Consider the following 18164-nt stretch of genomic DNA (forward strand, 5'->3'; position numbering starts at 1 on the left):
TGTTGGCTATCGGGTCGACCATCTTTTTAGATAGTAAGATCTGGATTAAAATTGCGCTTTTTATAATTGAGGTTGTGACCAACTTTATACTATTAAGGTATCTGTTCAAGATAAAAAACTTTAAGAAGCGATTATCTGAAAAAAGTGGTTCTCCCTGGGTAGAGTTCTTTAGTGGAGTCGTTTTAGTGACGTGGAATTTACAGGTATCCATGACGCTTTCGTTTATTGAAAATGTCGTTTGGATAATCGCAAATTCATTTTGCGCCACAAGCGCGTACTACTGCGTTTATAGAATGATTAGTTTTCTTTTGCGGAAAAAAGCTTAGACGGATAGAAGAAGTGTATGCTTTTTTATAGTTTTTCGATACACGTCTTGGCATTAACTTTTAGGAGACTATTCATAAAACTAACTGGATAAGGTGAAGGGATATTATGAGAGCTAATACTATTTTTCGATAATTAACTTTGGTTTGTTTTGTATTTTTTACTTTGTTGGGATACCAAAAGTCTTTGTCATTATCTATTTTCTTTTTGGAGTCGTGGGTTTTGTCTACTTGGACAATGATGGAAAAAGAGACGAAAAAGTAGGGAGCTGGAAGACTTCTCCGGTTTAGTTGAAAATAACTTACCACCGCTAAAACGAATTCAGGCGATACACTCCCTGTTATGGCCCCATCCGGTCCCAAATAAGCGTTAAAAAACTCGACTTCCCGCTGCGGGGGAGTCGAGTTTTTTTGCGTTCTCCTATTTCACGGCGAACCGTAACATGTTCCAGGATAGGGGTGCTAAGGTGACTTTAGCGTGGTGTGCCGCAGTGGTGACGGCCTCCAGTGGCCGTAAGTGCATGTGGCCGTCGCGGTTGTCATCCTTGACGCCGTAACCCGCAAACTGGGTGGCTTCGAGGAGGTGATCGATGGTGAAATCGGTGAAGTCCAAGTCGAAGTCCAAAGGTTCAGTCTGGTGTTTGTTTTCGGCAAAAACCGTAACCGTCTGGGTGGCCTGGTCGTAGGTCGTCACGGTGTCCAGGTAAGGAATGTCCTTGAACTCCCGGGAGTTGTAGGTCGGCGATTGACTATGGTCGACTAACACTTCACCGCGGCCATTGTTGGCGACTTGCATGAACGGGTAGAAGATGGACTGCTTCCAGACGCCGCCATCGTTATCGGTCATGATGGGAGCAATCACGTTGACCAGCTGAGCCAGGCAGGCGATCTTGACCCGGTCGGCATTCCGTAGCAGCGTCATCAGCAGGCTTCCTACTAGCAGTGCGTCTTCGAAGTTGTACACATCTTCGAGCAAGTGCGGGCCAACCTGCCAAGGGGTGACCTTGGTGTCGGCATCGTTGGAGTGGTACCAGACGTTCCATTCGTCGAAGGACAGGTTGATGGTCTTATCGGAACGTTTCCGGGCCTTGACCGCGTCGCACATGGCCACGACCCCCTTGATGAAGGCGTCCAGGTCGAGGCTTTTGCCTAAGAAATTGTCGAGTTCGGTGGGATCATCGTCGTTGTAGTAGCCGTAGTAGCGGTGGAGTGAGAGGTAGTCCACGTTGTCGTAGCATTCGTCGAGGACGGTTTCTTCCCAGTTACCAAAGGTCGGGTTGTCCATGGAAGAACTCCCGCAGGCCACCAGTTCCAGGGAATCATCGACCCGGCGCATGGCCTTGGCGGTCTCGTTAGCTAGGTGGGCGTAGGACTTTGCGTCCATGGCTCCGATTTCCCACGGCCCGTCCATTTCGTTGCCCAGGCACCAGGTCTTGATGGCAAAGGGTTGTTCCGCACCGTTCTTACGCCGCAGGTCACTCAGGTAGGTGCCCTTCGGGAAGTTGCAGTATTCCACCAGTTCGGCGGCTTCTTGGATTCCCCGGGTCCCCAGGTTCACGGCCATGTTGGGCACGGCGTTGACTTTGTCGGCCCACTTCATGAATTCGTGGATACCGAATTGGTTGGTCTCAATCTCACGCCAAGCTAAGTCTAGCCGAACGGGGCGTTGGTCCTTAGGGCCGATTCCGTCTTCCCACTTATATTGCGAGAGAAAGTTACCGCCGGGGTAGCGAATCAGGGGAACGTTCAATTCCTTGACGGCTTGGATGACGTCGGTCCGGAACCCGTCTTCATCCGCACTGGGGTGATCGGGTTGGTAGACCCCCGTGTACACGGCCCGTCCGAGTTGTTCGATGAACGATCCGTAGAGTCGTCGGTCGATGGGGGCAATCACGTCTTGTGGTTTGAGTTGGGTTGATCCTTGCATAGCGAGACCTCCAGTTTTATAGAATATAGCGCTTACATTTTAAAACAACTGCTTATAACTTACCCTTATTATCTGGGGAATGGTGCGGAAAGGCCATGCGAAATTCCACTGATGATTTATAATTTTTCACGGAAATTGGGAGTGGAAGAGGCCAGGCGACACCTTCACAAGGTCGGGAAACTTAGGGACTGTAAGCGCCGTTGCTAACTGTCACGGAAATTTGTGAAAATAAATGACCAGATAAGTAGTTTTGATTAAGAATAATTTCTACAATGATATTGAATCTTGGACGCGAGAGGACCAAAATGGAAGGGTAAACGTTGTTGAGAAAGGTAGGGATAAATTCGTATGGAAACCAAACAAACCCATTTTAAAATGTATAAGAGCGGACGCAAGTGGGTCTTCGCCTGCGCGCTGGTCTTAGCGCTCGGGGGAACGGCGACGGTGGCACACGCTGATACGGCCAGTTCTAGTGAGACGCCGGAAAGCAGTCAGGTCACCACGAAGACATCGTCCGCTGATACGCTTGAGAAATCGGCGACGAATGATGGCGCTACCACAAATTCGGATAATAAGCAGTCTGAAGAGACGGCGGATGATCAGAACCAACCGGATTTGACGACTGATAATCAAGATGGTTCGAATCAGGAAGAGGCGAATGAGCAAAACGCTGATTCATCTCAGAATAAGGGTTCCGAGGTTACCAATGAGGACCAGAATAAGAACACCGATGGTTCAGACCAGGTAACCAACAATGAGGATTCAGCCAAGGGTGACAAGGCAGATGCTGCGACTGATAATGAGACAGCCACATCAAAGATTCAGGCAGAATCCTTGAAGTTGGCGGCTGATCCTGCAACGAACTCGGATAACTCGAACTCGGCTGATACTTTAGCGGCCAATGCCTCCGTGACGACTCAAACACCCGTAACCACGGCAAATGATGCCGTGCAGGATGGGGGCAGTGTGTATGATGATTTTCCGAATGCTGAATATAACATTTTAGGAATTCCATCGTACTTCCACATTTTTGCGAACGAAGCCACGTTGCAAACGCATACTAACGGAAATATTGCTGTAGGTTTATTACATGCAAATGTAAACTTTGGAACTAATATTATTGAAGCCTTGTTGGATAAGGATATTTCGTACATACAGGATTTTGACAAATTAGCAAGCAGTTCATTTGTGACCCAAGATGAGACCCGGGATAACAAAATTGTTTTTGGTGATGGGGTTGAGATTGATATTAGTGATCCAAGCCATCCTAAAGTTAACAACGTAGAAGTGGGCCACTTGACGGCCGATGAAATCTTCCAGGATAAAAATGGCAATGTCTACATCGACTTTGCTAAGGAATTTGCGAAGCTCAAGCAGACAAACGCCGAGGTTGCTGATTGGCCGAGTGTTAAGGATTACACCAGCGCCGACTTCCCCGATGAGAACAATCGGGTCATTGACGTAACGGGAATGACCCCTGATGAGAATGGCCGGATTGTGTTGAACTTATCATCCGAAGTTCTGAATGCGGATAGACCATTAACGATTAAAGGGCTAGATCCTGATGAAAATGGTAATACAGTAATCATTAACGTTGATACTAACGGCCAGGATGATTACCATATGAAGTCACAAATTAAAATCGTCTACAGTGATGGTTCAGAACGGGCTCCACACGAAACGGAATACTTCGGGGACAACCACCTGTTATGGAACTTTATTGATCGGACTGCCAGCGATAAGCAATATTCTGGAAATCTAAGCTTCGATAATATATTCCAAGGCAGTGTTTTAGCACCCTCTGCGGATATTACGATTCATCACAACTTAGACGGCAACATCATTGCCGATAAAGTTACGGTTGCCAGTGGCGAAACCCACCGTTGGGACCTGCAAGACCGACCTTACCCGGGGAAACCGGAGTTGCCGGAAAATCCGGATATTCCCGTGACGCTTCCTGGGGAAGCCCCAGAACCAGCACCGGAGCCGGAAGAACCAGAGCCGGAAACACCAGGAACTGAGGAACCGGGTACCGAAGAACCAGAACCGGAAACGCCAGGAACTGAAGAACCAGGTACCGAGGAACCTGAACCAGAAACGCCAGGGACTGAAGAGCCAGAACCTGAAAAACCTGGTACGGAAGAACCCGAAAAGCCAGGAACCGAAACGCCGGGGACGGAAGAACCTAACGTTGAGGAACCGGAAGCCCCAGAGGTTGAAGAGCCTTCCATTGAGGAGACCGACGAGGCGGAATCCGAAGAGGAAACCTATGAACACCAGTACGCACCGGAAGCTGAGGAATTCGAAGAAGAACTCGGTGAAGCCGATACGATTGCTGAAGAAGAGGCCCTCTTAGACCGCATCGATACCGCCATTGCGCAGGCTAAAGCCAATCACCAAACGACTTTAGTGGCTCAATTGGAAGCCGTCCGGGCCCAACTCTTAGCCAAGATGGGTTACGGTAACGGAACGGGCTTACCTCAGACCAGTGAGGCACACAGCAGCTGGGCTCAACTCTTGGGCTTAGCCTTAGCGGGAACCACACTGGGCGCTTGGTTATTGCGGAAGAACCGCGAGAACTAAGTTATTAACCCTTGCAGACTGTAGTCTGAATAACACGCTTACCCGAAATGGGTCAGCGTGTTATTTTTTGGGCATTTTAAAAAATGGCCAAGAGATTGGCGTGATAGGTTAAAAAGCGACAGTAGTGGAGAGTTCTAGGTCGTTCAAAAAAGGCGTTCCGGTCAGCCGGAACGCCTTTAAAATTCAGTTTAGTAGCTGGTCCAACCGCCGTCGACAGGGACAATGACCCCGTTGACGTAGCTGGCCGCGTCGGAACACAGGAACAGCGCCGTCTGCGCGATTTCGTTACCGGATCCCGGCTTAGGGGAGAGCGGCATGCCGATACTTTGCCGGGTCAGTCCCTCGTGGTTGATGTCGCCCATTGAATCGGCGATGTTGGTCTTGATCCCACCGGGAGCGATGGCGTTGGTCCGAATGCCTTGGTTCTCGTACATGTAGGCGGTGTTCTTGGTCAGTCCGACCACGGCGTGCTTAGAGGCCGTGTAAGCCGCACCGGCCCGGCCACCGGCGATGCCGCCAACCGAGGCGATGTTCAAGATGACGCCGCTCTTTTGCTTGGTGAATAAGCGTAGCGCCTCACGGGTGGCCAGCATCACACTGGTGGTGTTGACCGTCATGACTTTGTCCCACAGTTCGGTGGTCAGGCTACCGACTGGTGACATGTTGTCCATGATGCCGGCGTTGTTGACTAAGATGTCCAATTGACCGTACTGGTCGACCGCCGTTTGGACCATGGCCTTGACCTGCGCTTCGTTAGTGACGTCGGTCCGGACACCGGTCGCGGTATTGCCCGCATCCGTGATGGCTTTGACCGTTTCGTCTAGCCCGTCTTGATTGACGTCAGCGGCGACTACTTTAGCGCCTTCCTTGGCAAAGAGTTCGGCCATGGACCGCCCCATACCGGAACCCGCTCCCGTGACGATGGCGACTTTACCCGTTAATTGCCCCATGTAAATCACTCCCTTAATTAGTTTCACCCTAAGTATACCTGCTTTTGGGGGTGGTAACGCTTAAATTATGGTGAGTATTTGCCTCATAATGGTAAATAGTTGACGCAGGGAAATAAAGATGTAATGTTATGAGTAACAACTAGACGGTAATTTAGAAAGGAATGGGATAAATGACAAAATATGTGGTCACCGGAGCAACCGGACATTTAGGTCAACGGGTGGTTCAAGAGTTGGCACAACGTACACCCGCCACAAACATTACGCTAGGGGTCCACACGCCCGCTAAAGCCCAGGCGTTCGCGAATCAGGGGATGACGATTCAAAAGTTGGATTATCAAGACGTGGCCAGTGTGCAGGCGGCTTTGCAGGATGCGGACGTGGTGATCTATATTCCCAGCAAGAGTCACGACAGTTTTAGTCGGGTGACCGAGTTGGAACACGTCTTGACGGCCGCCCAGGCGGCGCACGTGGGCCACTTCCTGGCCATGGGGTTCATCGCCGATCAGGCCGATAACCCGTTCGACCTGTCAGCTTTTTACGGCTACCTGCCTCGGCGCTTGGCCGAGACGGGATTGTCCTACACCATCTTGCGTAACGCGCTGTACGCCGACCCGCTGGTGCCCTATTTACCAGAGTTGATTGAACGGCAAAACGTGATCTATCCCATGGGGGATGCGTCGTTGAGCTTCATCAGTCTGGCCGATAGCGCGGCGGCCTTTGCCCAGGTTGCCGTCACGCCGCGGCTATGGCAACAGTCGGTCTACACGTTGACCCAGGAACGGTCGTACACCATGCCGGCGCTGGCCGCAGTACTCAGTCAAATTTCCGGGGCCAAGATTGGTTACGCCCCGGTGACGCTCCAGCAGTTCAGTGACCTCTATAACCAGGGCAACGAGGGCCATATGCTGGCCTCGATGTACGCGGGCGGCGCGCAGGGGCTGTTGGCGACGGTCACGGACGACTACCACCAGATTATGGGCCGATCAGCCCAGTCGTTGCCGGATTTCTTGAAGGCGAGTCTGGCAACGGCGTCAACGACCAAGTAAGGGGGAAAATGGGATGCGTTATTCTCACCGATTGAGTGATGCGGTCCATATCCTGGCGTACGTCGAGATCTACCGGGATGGGGACCTCAGTAGTCAGGCCATTGCGGCCAGCGTGGAGTCTAACCCGGCGTTGGTGCGGCGGTTGATGGGGGCGTTGCGCCAAGCCGGACTGCTGGCCACGCAACGGGGGAGTGCCCAACCCCACCTGTTACGAGACCCGGCGACCATGTCGTTGTTGGATATTTACCGGGCCGTGGAACCGGACGGCGACTTGTTGCACGTGGATGACCGGACCAACCCGCAGTGTATCGTGGGGGGCAACATTCAAGAGACCCTGCGCGGTGCGTACCAGCAGGTCCAGCGCGCGGCGGAGAACCAGATGGCCCAGATCACGTTAGCCGAACTGATCAGCGAGATCCAGGTACGGGAACGGAAACGGGCTAATTTGTAAAGAAACGTGACCACTTCAAGGAGATCATTAGACGACAAAAGCGGCAGGAACACGCGATGATGGGTGCTCCTGCCGCTTTTTAGATGGTGGGTAAGTTTAATGAATTTTAGTGAAATTCGCCTTCCGCCATCCGGGCCAGTAAGTCCCGGGATGGAACGAAGAAGGCTTGGCCCGTCAAGACTTTAGAGAAGGTCAGGAGGTAGTCGCTCTTCTCGACCATGTTGGTCAGCATGCCCTTGGTGACCTTCCAGTGCCGGGCGTAACCAATGAAGTAGGTCCCGGTCTTGCCGGAAGCTGGCGCGGAAAACGGCACGTTCATCCGAACAATCTTCTGTTCAACGCCGTTTTCTTCGAACTTGGACGCCACGTTATGGGCGTTCTTGAACTTGTCGTCGTCTTCGAGTTCGTAGTCGCTGAACTTTTCCCGGCCAACGGCTTTCTCCTGGGTCTCGGTCTTGAGGTGGTCCCAGGTGCTCATGTCGTGTTCCCACTTCTGGGCGAACGCGTAGGAACCGTTCTCAAAGGTCGGGTCTTCGTCACCAACTAAGGCGTAGTCCGCGGCATCTTCGATCGCTGGCGCTTCCGTACCGTCGATGAAGCCGATGATGGCCCGGCCTTCGAAGTAGCGGAAGCCTTGGGTCTCATCGACCACTGTGGTGATGGGGCCCAGGACCCGCCGGAATTGGGTCTGCGCTTCGTAGACCACGGCGGCGTCGGATGCCCGGATGTGTAGGAAGATGTCGCCTTCCGTGGCGGGCATCTTGTACTTCGGTCCTTGGAGTTCTTGGTAAGTCTCCAATTCCGCGGGCTTAGGGGCATCTGGGAACAGGTAATCCCAGGCAGCGCTACTGATCCCGATAGCGACCTTGAGTTGCGAGCCCGTGGCTGGCTTGGCGTCCCGAATCTTCAGTGACCGGATGATGGCTTGAGAACGGTCGGCAAATTCTTGGAAGACAGCCTGTTCTTGGGCTTGGTCTTGCCGGTTGAGTTTGAGGACCGTGAATTGGACATGTTCGCCCACATCTTTCCAGACATCTTGAGCGCGACTCGGATTGATTGGCATGAAAAATCCCCTCCTGTTTGATTAGCTGAGTCCGGTTCCCCCAGTGGAAAACCGGTCAAAACAATGACGCTAATTTTAGCCTACAAAAATCCAGAGGGGGAGTCAATCAATTAGAATCGTTCTTAGCTAAAACGTTAATCAGTTGATAATTTAGCTAATAAAAAGCGTTGATTTTCCGTAAAATCAACGCTTTTTGACGGTTAAGGTAACGTATTCCCCGCGGCGAAGTAGACGTCGTACCATTCTTGCTTGGTCAACGTGACGTCCGCACCGGCGGCACTGTCCGCAATGTGGGCGGGGGTCATGGTTCCTAAGAGGACTTGAACGTTAGCTGGGTGCCGGAGAATCCAGGCGATGACGATGCCGTTCTTGGAAACGCCGTACTTGTCGGCTAACTTTTGTAGTTCGTCATTGAGTTTCTGGTACTTAGGATCATCAATGATCATCCCGGCGAACATCCCGTATTGGAATGGGGACCACGCTTGAATCTGGATGTGCTTGCGCCGAGCGAATTCTAAGGAGCCGCCATCGCGGTCAACGGCCCACTTGTCTTCCATGTTGACGTGCATCCCGGCGTCGATCATCCCAGTGTGGGCGGGGCCGAACTGGAGCTGGTTGAACATCAGCTTCTGGTCGAGCGCTTCTTGGAGCATCAGGTACTGTTGCGGGTTGAAGTTGGATACCCCAAAATGGCGAACCTTACCTTCGCGTTGCAGGGTATCGAACGCGTCAGCGACTTCGGCGGGATCCATCAGAGGATCGGGCCGGTGTAACAGAAAGGCGTCCAGGTAATCGATGCCCATCCGGGACAGGATGCCATCCACGGCGTCCAGCAGGTGTTGCTTGGAGAAGTCGTAGCGCTTCCCGAAGACCAAGCCGTCGTGACTCCGTGCGGGGTCCAAGATGATACCCCCCTTGGATTGGATGTAGAAGTCATTTCGCGACAAGTTCGATGCAGCTAAGGCGTCCTTGAACTTGGTCTCAGAAGCCCCGTCGCCGTAAATATCGGCGGAGTCAATGTAGTTAATGCCGGCATCGTGAGCGGCTTCCAAGGCTTTGGCCGCGTCGTCGACGGACAGGCCGGCCATGCGCATGATACCTAAGGCCACGGCGGAAGCTTGCCAGTTGGTTCCCGCTAAGTTGAGTTGTTTCATCCTAAAAGTCCTTCTTTCCTAGGAGTATTAAAAAGTACGTGGGTGGATGTCATCCGCCTTACCGGGCGGCCAGACAGGGCTGGAACGCCGTGGGCACCACTTCGAGCCAAAGAGCGGTCTCGAAGCTGGGCCTTTGACTAGGGCAGCTCAGAACGCTCCCCAAGTCAAATTTCACGGCTGAGCCCTGTCTGACCGCCCTCACGGCTTACGTTTTAGCATATTAATCTACTTCATGGCGATCACATTCTGATGTGAACTCTTGGTGAGCTAATAAGGTGTTGCCGATTTGTTGGTAAGCCATTATAGGTATGGCTTGTAGGCAGGTCCTACAAGGGCGCTCCAGGAGCTGGACGATACCAGATAGGTTACTTTTTTATAACTCCTAAATTGTTTTAATACACATTAAGTTTACCGCGGGGATGGCGTCACGGCTAACAATCTGTCTGGTGGGGGTGGTGACTGACCGAAGTGGGAGAAACGGCGGAATTTTTAAATTAAGGATTGACTTTTATCTAAATACCGTTATAGTTAATTACACAAGTAACTAACCAATAAACTAACCAACGGGGGATTTAACCATGACGAATGCGGTTGTTGATGTGCACAACTTAGAAAAAACATACGGTAAAGCGGGCGAACGCCCATACACGGCCTTGAAGGGCTTGAACTTCTCGGTCGCTGAAGGGGAATTCGTGGGGATCATGGGGGCTTCCGGTTCGGGGAAGACCACCTTGTTAAACATGTTATCGACGTTAGACACGCCGACTAACGGGGACGTCATCGTTAACGGCCACGATGTGACCAAGATGCGAGGCAACCAGTTGGCTGACTTCCGGGCCCAAGAAGTCGGGTTCATCTTTCAGGACTTCAACCTGCTAGAAAGTCTGACGGCGGAGGAAAACATCGGATTGCCGTTGGCCTTGAAGGGGACGGCATCGCGGGTCATGGACCAAGCCATCCATCAAGTAGCGGAGACGCTATCGATCACGGACCTCTTAAAGAAGTATCCGGCGCAACTATCGGGGGGCCAGAAGCAACGGGTCGCGGCGGCTCGGGCCATCGTGCATCAGCCAGCCATCCTGATGGGGGATGAACCGACCGGAGCCCTGGATTCGACCAGTGCCCGGGAGCTTTTGGACCTGCTAACCACAATCAACCAGGAACAACAGATGTCAGTCCTGTTGGTCACGCATGATCCGTTCTCAGCCAGCTTCTGCCAACGCATCCTGTTCATCAAGGATGGTCAGATTGGCTCCGAACTGCGGCGGGACGACCAAGACCGGCGGACCTTTTACCAACAGATTCTGACGGAACTCGGAACGTTTAGCGAATAGGGGGGGACCAGGATGTTAACGAAATTAGCTTTAGCGGGCGTTAAGAACCGCCGGCGCGACTACCTGGTCTTATTGGCCGGGTTGACCATGTCGGCCGCCATCTTCTACATGTTCGCCAACTTAGCCACGAACCAGGCCTTCATCAAGGCCAACGCGGTCGTTCAATCGGCCAGTATCGTCTTCGGTTTCGGGGCCGTCTTATTGGCCCTGATCACGGTCGTCTACATTATGTATGCCAACTCGTTCCTACTGAGTATGCGTCAGCACGACTATGGGCTGTTCATGATGCTGGGGGCCAAACGCAAGCGGGTCGGAGAACTGGTTTTCTTAGAGACCTTGATTCTGGGGACCGTCGCCACGGTGGTCGGTATCCTGCTGGGAATCTTAGCCAGCAAGTTTCTGGTCGGCTTCCTATTAGACCGACTGGGCTTACACCTCAGTCACCTAGTGTCATTTTACCTGCCGGCCGTCCTCTTCACGGCCGTGCTATATGTCGGTTTGTTTATTCTGGCGTCGCTGTTTAACCTGATGCGCTTGATGCGGACCACGGTCCAGAACCTTCTGCACGCCGACCAGCAGGCAAACCAGCCAAAGGTTCGGCCCGTTCGGCAATTCATCGCTGGCCTCTTGGGCTTGGCGTTGGTAGCTGTGGGCTACTGGGCTATGGCGGCCATCGAACAACTCAAATTGACCGCGATTCCACTGGCGCTGGTCACGATTACGCTGGGGACCTACCTGATCTTCCACGCGACCGTACTAGCGGTGATTCGGGGGCTGCGGCGGACCAAGTGGGCCCGGAAACACTTAAACGGGTTCTTGTTGGGGCAGTTGAACTTCCGGGTGCACGACTACACGCGGATGTTAACGATTGTTTCCTTATTATTCGCCATGGCGTTAGGGGCCATCACGGTCGGGTCGGGGTATCACCGGCAGATGCCGCTGGTCGCCGATTCCTTGGGGGACTACTCGGTCGCCATTCATAACCCCAACGCGCAACAGAAGCACTGGATGGGGCAATTAGACTTGGCCCACCAAGCCACCTACACCCAAAAGGTTGTGGGGCAGACCACCTACTACAACGCTGCCGAACTCAAACGCACGCCGTACCAGCAACAAAAGTACTCAAACAAGACCAACGCCACACCTAAGTTCTACACGGAATCCCTGGCGAAGTTTAAGAAGTCTGGGAGCCAATCGATGAACTTCATTGTGCTGAATCCCAACAAGTTGGGGGACTTTAAGGCTCCTAAAATCGTGAGTGCTGCGGCGTTTGCCCGGTTGAACGGCAAGACCTATACCGTAACCACATTACGGGTCAAGCACCTCGCCAATGATTTGGAGACTCTAGGCAAGTTATCTAAGAGTGAGCAACGGCGATTTCCCGCGCCGCATGATGGGTCGCTCGTGGTCGGGACCTATGAGTCTTACCAGATGATGAACGGCGTCTTTGGGGGCCTTGAATTTATCGGGTACTTCTTGGGAATCGCCTTTCTGGCCATGCTGGCGTCCTGCTTGATGTTCAAGATTCTGTCCGGTGCACCAGGCGACTTGCGCCGGTACGCGATGTTGAACAAGATTGGGGTCCGCCGGTCGTTGATGCGCGGCGGTCTGGCAAAAGAAATTGGGATTTTATTCGCAATTCCTGGTATCATGGGAATCGTAGACGTTCTGTTTGGATTACAGATGTTCAAGCCGTTGATGTCGGCCCCCATGAGCCCTTACCTGGGAATTGGGACCACGTTTGCGATTTTCATTGGGCTGTATGTCATCTACTATCTGATCACGCTGGGGTTATACTTAAACCTTGTGATGCCTAGCGAGACTTTGCAGGACTAAACCGAGTTCAAAAGAATGTGAGAGAGTCTTATGCGATTTAATTTTGATAGTCCAGAACCCATTTATTTACAAGTGGCCGAGCAGGTCGAAGAGGCCATCTTCACGGGGGTCTATCAGGCGGGCGAACAGGTCCCTTCCACTACGGAAGTCTCCAAGGAATTCCACATTAATCCGGCGACCGTCCTCAAGGGGATGAACCGGGTGGTGGCTGCGGGGATGATCGAGAAACGGCGGGGGGTCGGCATGTTCGTCACGGCCGATGCCGCCGAGATTATTCGCAACAAGCGCCGGTCGCAGTTCTACGACCGTTACGTGAGCCGCTTCACCAGTGAAGCTAAGAAATTAAACTTGTCCGAAGCCGACGTGATTGCGTTGATCAAGCGGTCCTATTCGGACTAGCCGTCGGTTGCGGCAGAATCGCGCAGTCCCCCGTAAGTCAGTTGATTGACTTGCGGGGGACTTTTGGCTTGGGTTGCGGAATAAAACGAAAACCGCAGCGGATGTGTTAGTCAGCGCCTTACCGGGCGGCCAGACAGGGCTGGAACGCCGGGGGCACCACTTCGAGCCAAAAGGTGGTCTCGAAGCTGGGCCTTTTCCTAGGCGAGCTGGAAAACGCTCACCAAGGAAAATGTCACGGCTGAGCCCTGTCTGGCCGCCCTCACGGCTTCTACCTACGTTTGATTTTTCTGTCACGGCGTTCTGGAATAGGAGTGACTCGTGTAAGATTTTCGGGGGACCCTATTTTTAGGGTGATGACATCATTTTCTAAAATAGGTTTGTCAAAAGTTGTCCATAATCGAAAAATAAGCTAAAGGAACCCCCAAGGTTGGCCGTTAAGTTCAATCTTGGGGGGTCCTTTGTGTTCCGGGTTTTGATTTTGGCGATTAACGTGGTTCTTAAAACTAGCCCGCAGGTGACGGGTTTATCGGTGGTCGATTTGGAGAAATAGCCGCGAGGGTCAGTTGGGTTAGGTTACAGAACTTAGTAACAGATTTAAAAAGGTGAAACTTTAAGCAAAATCCCGAATCATCAAGGAATATGGTTGATAATTGTTTTATAAAGCGCATACTATAAACCATCATTTTTGTTGAATTACCCAGAATTATACGTTATAGTTAAGCCGTGGTAACGGTTTCACAAATTGCTTTATTTTGACCCTTAACTAGGTACTTAAAAATGAGGAGTATGGTAACGATGACACGACTAAAACAACCCAACATGGTTCACCAAACTTTAGGGAAAACCTGGACGGCAACGGGCATCGTTGCCGGAACCCTCTTATTAGGAAGCTTAGGTACGGTAACGGCACGTGCAGACCAGACGTCGGAGACTGCCGAGAGTTCGGCAGCGACCACGCAGACGGCGCCCAAAGCCGCGACCGAATCATCCACGGTGACGTTAAAAGCGGGCGACACCGCTACAGAAGATGAGTCAAGTCAGCCGGCGGACGAATCGTCGCAAGCCGGAACATCATCTGAATCGTCAACGAACCAGCCGGCAACCACGGGTCAGAAAGATGATGTGGCGCCGGCTAAGACGGAATCGACGACCACGGTTCCTCAATCGAACGACGAGACGACGCCCGCTCCCAAGGAAGATCAGCCGGCTATCGGTGATACAGACCAGCCGGCCGGTGACCTCACTGACCAGTCGAATGCGACCGTGACGCCAACGGTTCTAAAGGCCAAGCAAGTCTTGGCGGACACCGTACCTACTAGTATTGATCAGTGGATGCCGGACAAGAATCTACAACAGTTAGTCCTCAAAACTTTAAATACGAAAAACAAATTAGGGTTAACTTCGGTTTCGGAAATTACGCCGGATATGATGAAACAGTTAACTAGTCTGGTTGCTGATTCTAGTCTGGAGCAGACGGATGAAGCTTACTATAATGTGGTGACCGGAATTAAGTCACTTCAGGGACTTGAATACGCGCCGAATTTAACCAATTTAACCATCACCCCTAACAGTACGGCTAGTGAAATTTGGAAAAAGGACGACACGTACCGGGGCGCCTTAACGGATATTTCCGCTTTAGCGAATAGTAAGAAATTAAGCTTCTTGACCATCAGTAAGAACCAAGTCTCGGATATTTCCGCCTTGAAGGACGTGGCCCAAGCGGTTAATGACGCGGGTGGTTTTTCCGTTTGGTCAATGAGTTATAATCAGATTTTTGACGTACGACCGTTAATGGTAAAGAACAAGAACGATATGTTTATGGTTAACGTGGTTAATCAAGAGCTGGTTTTGCCAGAGGTCACGTTGAATCCGGATACCAAGTCGTACGTAACTACCTCGCCATTTTATTCGAATCTGTTTATTACCAATGCTCTTAGTTCAAACAATAAAGACATTTCGTCCGTTACGGAAAATCAGGGATCAACTGGAATTGCTTCAGATGAATTTCGGATGATTTCTTGGGACGTTTCGTCCGGGCCCACAACTGGACAATTAATTTATAAAATGTCGCAGGACAATGGGATTCAAAGTGAAGACCCAGCGGAGCCTTTTAACTGGACCGCTACAGTCACGATTCCCTACAAGCTGGTCGCAGGCGTCGGGGCGTCGGCCGTGAACTTCAAGCTGATCGATGGGGTGACCCTAGCACCGGATGTGACCATCAACGGGGCCACGGGAACGGACTTCGACGCCCTTAAGATGAGTAACGTCCAACAGACTATCGCAGAGTTAGCTAAAAAGGGATTCACGCTGGTTCGGGCTAGCACACTAAGCTCGCCATCGGATGCGGCCAGTGTAGCGGGGACTCAGGGGACCTTTGGAACGGATGCCGGTCGGGTGTTCTTGGAATTCGGCTTTAAGCAAGTCATCCATTTGGTTGATCAAGCAGGAAACGCCCTGCAACCCGCAGCGGATCAAATCGGTGGTCGGGGGGATACCTGGACCTACCAAGTGCCCACGATTGACGGCTACACTTACGACCGGACCCAGGGTGCGACCGCAACCGGTGATGCCCAGACCGGCTACACGTTAGCGGGTACGCTGGATCAAGAGAACGCGGACATCTACGTTTACTTCAAGGCCGCGACCATCCAACAAGTGGTCAACTTCATTGGCGACGATGGCACGGTTCTCCACCCAGCCGGCACCGTTAGTGGAGCCGTGGGGAGTACGCAGACCTTACAGCTGCCGACCATCGCGGATTACGTGGTGGACCATAGCGATGCGGGAACCGTGGCGAACGGACAGCTTGAGGTGACCCTGACGGACGCGAACACACCGATCAACGTGTACTTTAAACAGGCAGTCTACCAGCACCTGGTACACTTTATTGACGCGGACGGAAACGAATTAGCGCCAGCCCAGACGGTAGCGGGGACCAAGGACAGCCAGCAGACGCTGACTTTGCCAACCATTGATGATTACGTGGCCGATTCGGAGAAGACCACCGCAGGCACGCTAACGGACGGACAACTGACCCTGACCATTACCAACGATGAGTCACCGATCAACGTGTACTTCAAGCAGGCGGTCTACCAGCACCTGGTACACTTCATTGACGCGGACGGAAACGAATTAGCGCCAGCCCAAACGGTGGCGGGGACCAAAGACAGCCAGCAGACGCTGACCTTACCGACCATTGATGATTACGTGGCCGATTCGGAGAAGACCACCGCAGGCACGTTAGCGGACGGGCAACTGACCCTGACCATTGCCAATGATGAGTCACCGATCAACGTGTACTTCAAACAGGCAGTCTACCAACACCTAGTGCACTTCATCGACGCTGACGGAAACGAATTAGCGCCAGCTCAAACGGTAACAGGGACCAAGGACAGTCAACAGGTTCTGGATTTGCCGAACATTGATGATTACCAGGTCGACCCGGAGAAGACCACCGCAGGCACGTTGACGGATGGGCAACTGACGCTGACTATTGCCAACGATGAGTCACCAATTAACGTGTACTTCACCCCCGTCATCTATCAGCAGTTGATTCATTTCGTTGATCCGGATGGCCAGACCTTGGCGCCGGATGTGACGGTGAACGGGACCACGGGAACGTTACGGAACATTGACCTTCCCACGTTAGCGGGCTTTGAACTCGACCACGCGACCAGTGGGACCGTTGCCGGCCAGCAGTTGATTGTGAAGCTGGCAAAGGGCACGGCGCCCATCAACGTCTACTTTAAAGTGGTCAACGGTCAAGTCATCGTGCACTACCAAGACTTGCAGGGCAACGACTTGGCCGACCCCGTTACATTAACGGGGCAGGTCACCACGGACTACACCAGTGAACCACTGGCGACGGTACCGGGGGATTATCAGTTGGTCAGCACGCCGTTCAACGCGCAAGGCACCTACACCAAGGAAGACCAGAACGTGGTTTACCTGTACCGGAAGATTCAGACCGGTGGTGGCGGCGACCACGGGAATCCGGACCAACCGGACCAGCCCGAGACACCGGACGTTCCTGAAACGCCAGAGGTGCCGGAGCAACCGGGCGTCCCCGAACCACCCGTAACGCCGGAACAACCCGCACAAGAAGCGGGGGATGGCGCGCAGTTAGCTGAAGCCCCAACCTTAACTGACCAGGTCGCGCCTGAGAAAGTCGCGACGTTGGTTCGCCAGGGTGGCGATGCTGCAACGATTGATCCGGCGGCCATGCAGGCGACTACTGAGCATTCAGCACAACCACTGGCTACTAAGGGGACCGTGACGGCGAGTCAGCCTGACCAGGCAACGACCACCACGCAGTTACCGCAGACCAACGACCGGCAACAGTCTTGGTTGCAGGTCATCGGAGCCACCCTGTTAGGTAGCTTAACGGCGGTGACGGGATGGATCTTTAGCCGGCAACGGCACTAATGATAGGGATTAACGTAAGGGATGGACAGAGATTGCCCGTCCCTTTTTTGGTAGTTATGCGAGTCGTCTGACTTTACAGGGGCGTTTAAAGGGTGTATAAATAATTGTGTACAATTGAGTTGTGGCAGAATAGAAGAGAAGGAGTCGATACCATGCAATTAACGATTAAAGAAGCGGCTAAGGCTTACCTGGACGCCAACATCGATGCAGATAGTGTGTTATTACTGACGACTGATGATGGCTCGAATAAGTATTCGACCATTGGTGGTAGTTGTGCCATTGGGGATAAATTCCAGTTCGTCGCTTTGACGGCTAAGGATCCCGCTTACGAGATTCCCGTCGACAACAACGCGGGTTATCAACTCTGGACCAGTAAGACGGATGCCCTGTACCTGAGTAACGGCTTGACCCTCGACCGGGTGCACAACCAACTCGCCTTACGGGACGACAGTGGGATCATCGACAGCGCCGTGGGTCTGGTGACCTACACCGCTGAAGAGAAGTCCAAGCTGGACTTGAAGAAAGAAATGCAGACGTTAGGTACTCGTATCTGCTAAGCGGGGCCAACCTAAAGTAAACGATGACGAGCCACCCGTGAATTTGCGGGTGGCTTTTTTGTTTTTTTAGGGAATGCGGGACAAAGAAGGTGGTCAGGTTAGGCAATGGCGCG

12 protein-coding genes are annotated in these 18164 nt (G+C 52.5%); 8 read left to right on the top strand and 4 right to left on the bottom strand.

All coding sequences use genetic code 11. From position 1 onward, the window contains the following. Positions 1 to 744 precede the first annotated feature (744 nt). Positions 745 to 2250 carry an arabinosylfuranosidase ArfA gene (gene arfA, locus FD30_RS06630; RefSeq protein ID WP_056944382.1) on the bottom strand — a complete coding sequence of 502 codons (1506 nt, stop codon included), beginning with the start codon at positions 2248 to 2250 and terminating at the stop codon, positions 745 to 747. Between the two features lie 348 nt (positions 2251 to 2598). Here arfA and FD30_RS06635 point away from each other — a divergent pair, with 348 nt between their 5' ends. Then, complete coding sequence (locus FD30_RS06635; protein ID WP_056944383.1) at positions 2599 to 4833, top strand: collagen-binding domain-containing protein; 2235 nt, start codon at positions 2599 to 2601, stop codon at positions 4831 to 4833. 188 nt (positions 4834 to 5021) lie between these two features. Here the strand turns inward: FD30_RS06635 and FD30_RS06640 are convergent, their stop codons facing one another. Further along, positions 5022 to 5783 carry a glucose 1-dehydrogenase gene (locus tag FD30_RS06640; RefSeq protein WP_056944384.1) on the bottom strand — a complete coding sequence of 254 codons (762 nt, stop codon included), beginning with the start codon at positions 5781 to 5783 and terminating at the stop codon, positions 5022 to 5024. Between the two features lie 170 nt (positions 5784 to 5953). On the opposite strand from FD30_RS06640, the gene FD30_RS06645 reads away from it, so the two are divergent. Both FD30_RS06645 and FD30_RS06650 read left to right on the top strand, forming a co-directional pair. Beyond that, complete coding sequence (locus FD30_RS06645) at positions 5954 to 6829, top strand: SDR family oxidoreductase (protein ID WP_056944385.1); 876 nt, start codon at positions 5954 to 5956, stop codon at positions 6827 to 6829. Positions 6830 to 6842: 13 nt separating this feature from the next. Then, positions 6843 to 7280: an Rrf2 family transcriptional regulator gene (locus tag FD30_RS06650; RefSeq protein WP_056944386.1), complete on the top strand. Its 438-nt coding sequence runs from the start codon at positions 6843 to 6845 to the stop codon at positions 7278 to 7280. A 106-nt stretch (positions 7281 to 7386) separates the two neighbouring features. On the opposite strand, the gene FD30_RS06655 is transcribed toward FD30_RS06650, so the two are convergent. Further along, positions 7387 to 8343, bottom strand: a complete 957-nt coding sequence (locus FD30_RS06655; protein WP_024747521.1) for a Dyp-type peroxidase — start codon at positions 8341 to 8343, stop codon at positions 7387 to 7389. 200 nt (positions 8344 to 8543) lie between these two features. Next, positions 8544 to 9497: an aldo/keto reductase gene (locus FD30_RS06660; protein ID WP_056944387.1), complete on the bottom strand. Its 954-nt coding sequence runs from the start codon at positions 9495 to 9497 to the stop codon at positions 8544 to 8546. A 578-nt stretch (positions 9498 to 10075) separates the two neighbouring features. Here FD30_RS06660 and FD30_RS06665 point away from each other — a divergent pair. The 5 genes from FD30_RS06665 (at position 10076) to FD30_RS06685 (ending at position 18051) form a co-directional block, all read left to right on the top strand. Further along, positions 10076 to 10831, top strand: a complete 756-nt coding sequence (locus tag FD30_RS06665; RefSeq protein ID WP_024747523.1) for an ABC transporter ATP-binding protein — start codon at positions 10076 to 10078, stop codon at positions 10829 to 10831. Positions 10832 to 10843: 12 nt separating this feature from the next. Then, positions 10844 to 12667: an FtsX-like permease family protein gene (locus tag FD30_RS06670; protein WP_056944388.1), complete on the top strand. Its 1824-nt coding sequence runs from the start codon at positions 10844 to 10846 to the stop codon at positions 12665 to 12667. Between the two features lie 30 nt (positions 12668 to 12697). Then, positions 12698 to 13066 (top strand): GntR family transcriptional regulator, encoded by a 369-nt coding sequence (locus FD30_RS06675; RefSeq protein ID WP_024747525.1) that lies wholly within the window; start codon positions 12698 to 12700, stop codon positions 13064 to 13066. Positions 13067 to 13861: 795 nt separating this feature from the next. Beyond that, positions 13862 to 17494 (top strand): MucBP domain-containing protein, encoded by a 3633-nt coding sequence (locus tag FD30_RS06680; RefSeq protein WP_056944389.1) that lies wholly within the window; start codon positions 13862 to 13864, stop codon positions 17492 to 17494. A gap of 152 nt (positions 17495 to 17646) precedes the next feature. Beyond that, positions 17647 to 18051: an iron-sulfur cluster biosynthesis family protein gene (locus FD30_RS06685; RefSeq protein WP_024747527.1), complete on the top strand. Its 405-nt coding sequence runs from the start codon at positions 17647 to 17649 to the stop codon at positions 18049 to 18051. Positions 18052 to 18164: the final 113 nt, after the last annotated feature.

Origin of the sequence: Levilactobacillus namurensis DSM 19117 (genome assembly GCF_001434785.1) — a bacterium.
In the GTDB taxonomy this organism is placed as follows: domain Bacteria; phylum Bacillota; class Bacilli; order Lactobacillales; family Lactobacillaceae; genus Levilactobacillus; species Levilactobacillus namurensis.

Coding starts and splice junctions, on each gene's coding strand:
- FD30_RS06660 (WP_056944387.1), bottom strand. CDS start 9,497: ATGAAACAACTCAACTTAGCGGGAACCAACTGGCAAGCTTCCGCCGTG.
- FD30_RS06670 (WP_056944388.1), top strand. CDS start 10,844: ATGTTAACGAAATTAGCTTTAGCGGGCGTTAAGAACCGCCGGCGCGAC.
- FD30_RS06685 (WP_024747527.1), top strand. CDS start 17,647: ATGCAATTAACGATTAAAGAAGCGGCTAAGGCTTACCTGGACGCCAAC.
- FD30_RS06675 (WP_024747525.1), top strand. CDS start 12,698: ATGCGATTTAATTTTGATAGTCCAGAACCCATTTATTTACAAGTGGCC.
- FD30_RS06650 (WP_056944386.1), top strand. CDS start 6,843: ATGCGTTATTCTCACCGATTGAGTGATGCGGTCCATATCCTGGCGTAC.
- arfA (WP_056944382.1), bottom strand. CDS start 2,250: ATGCAAGGATCAACCCAACTCAAACCACAAGACGTGATTGCCCCCATC.
- FD30_RS06665 (WP_024747523.1), top strand. CDS start 10,076: ATGACGAATGCGGTTGTTGATGTGCACAACTTAGAAAAAACATACGGT.
- FD30_RS06640 (WP_056944384.1), bottom strand. CDS start 5,783: ATGGGGCAATTAACGGGTAAAGTCGCCATCGTCACGGGAGCGGGTTCC.
- FD30_RS06645 (WP_056944385.1), top strand. CDS start 5,954: ATGACAAAATATGTGGTCACCGGAGCAACCGGACATTTAGGTCAACGG.
- FD30_RS06680 (WP_056944389.1), top strand. CDS start 13,862: ATGACACGACTAAAACAACCCAACATGGTTCACCAAACTTTAGGGAAA.
- FD30_RS06635 (WP_056944383.1), top strand. CDS start 2,599: ATGGAAACCAAACAAACCCATTTTAAAATGTATAAGAGCGGACGCAAG.
- FD30_RS06655 (WP_024747521.1), bottom strand. CDS start 8,343: ATGCCAATCAATCCGAGTCGCGCTCAAGATGTCTGGAAAGATGTGGGC.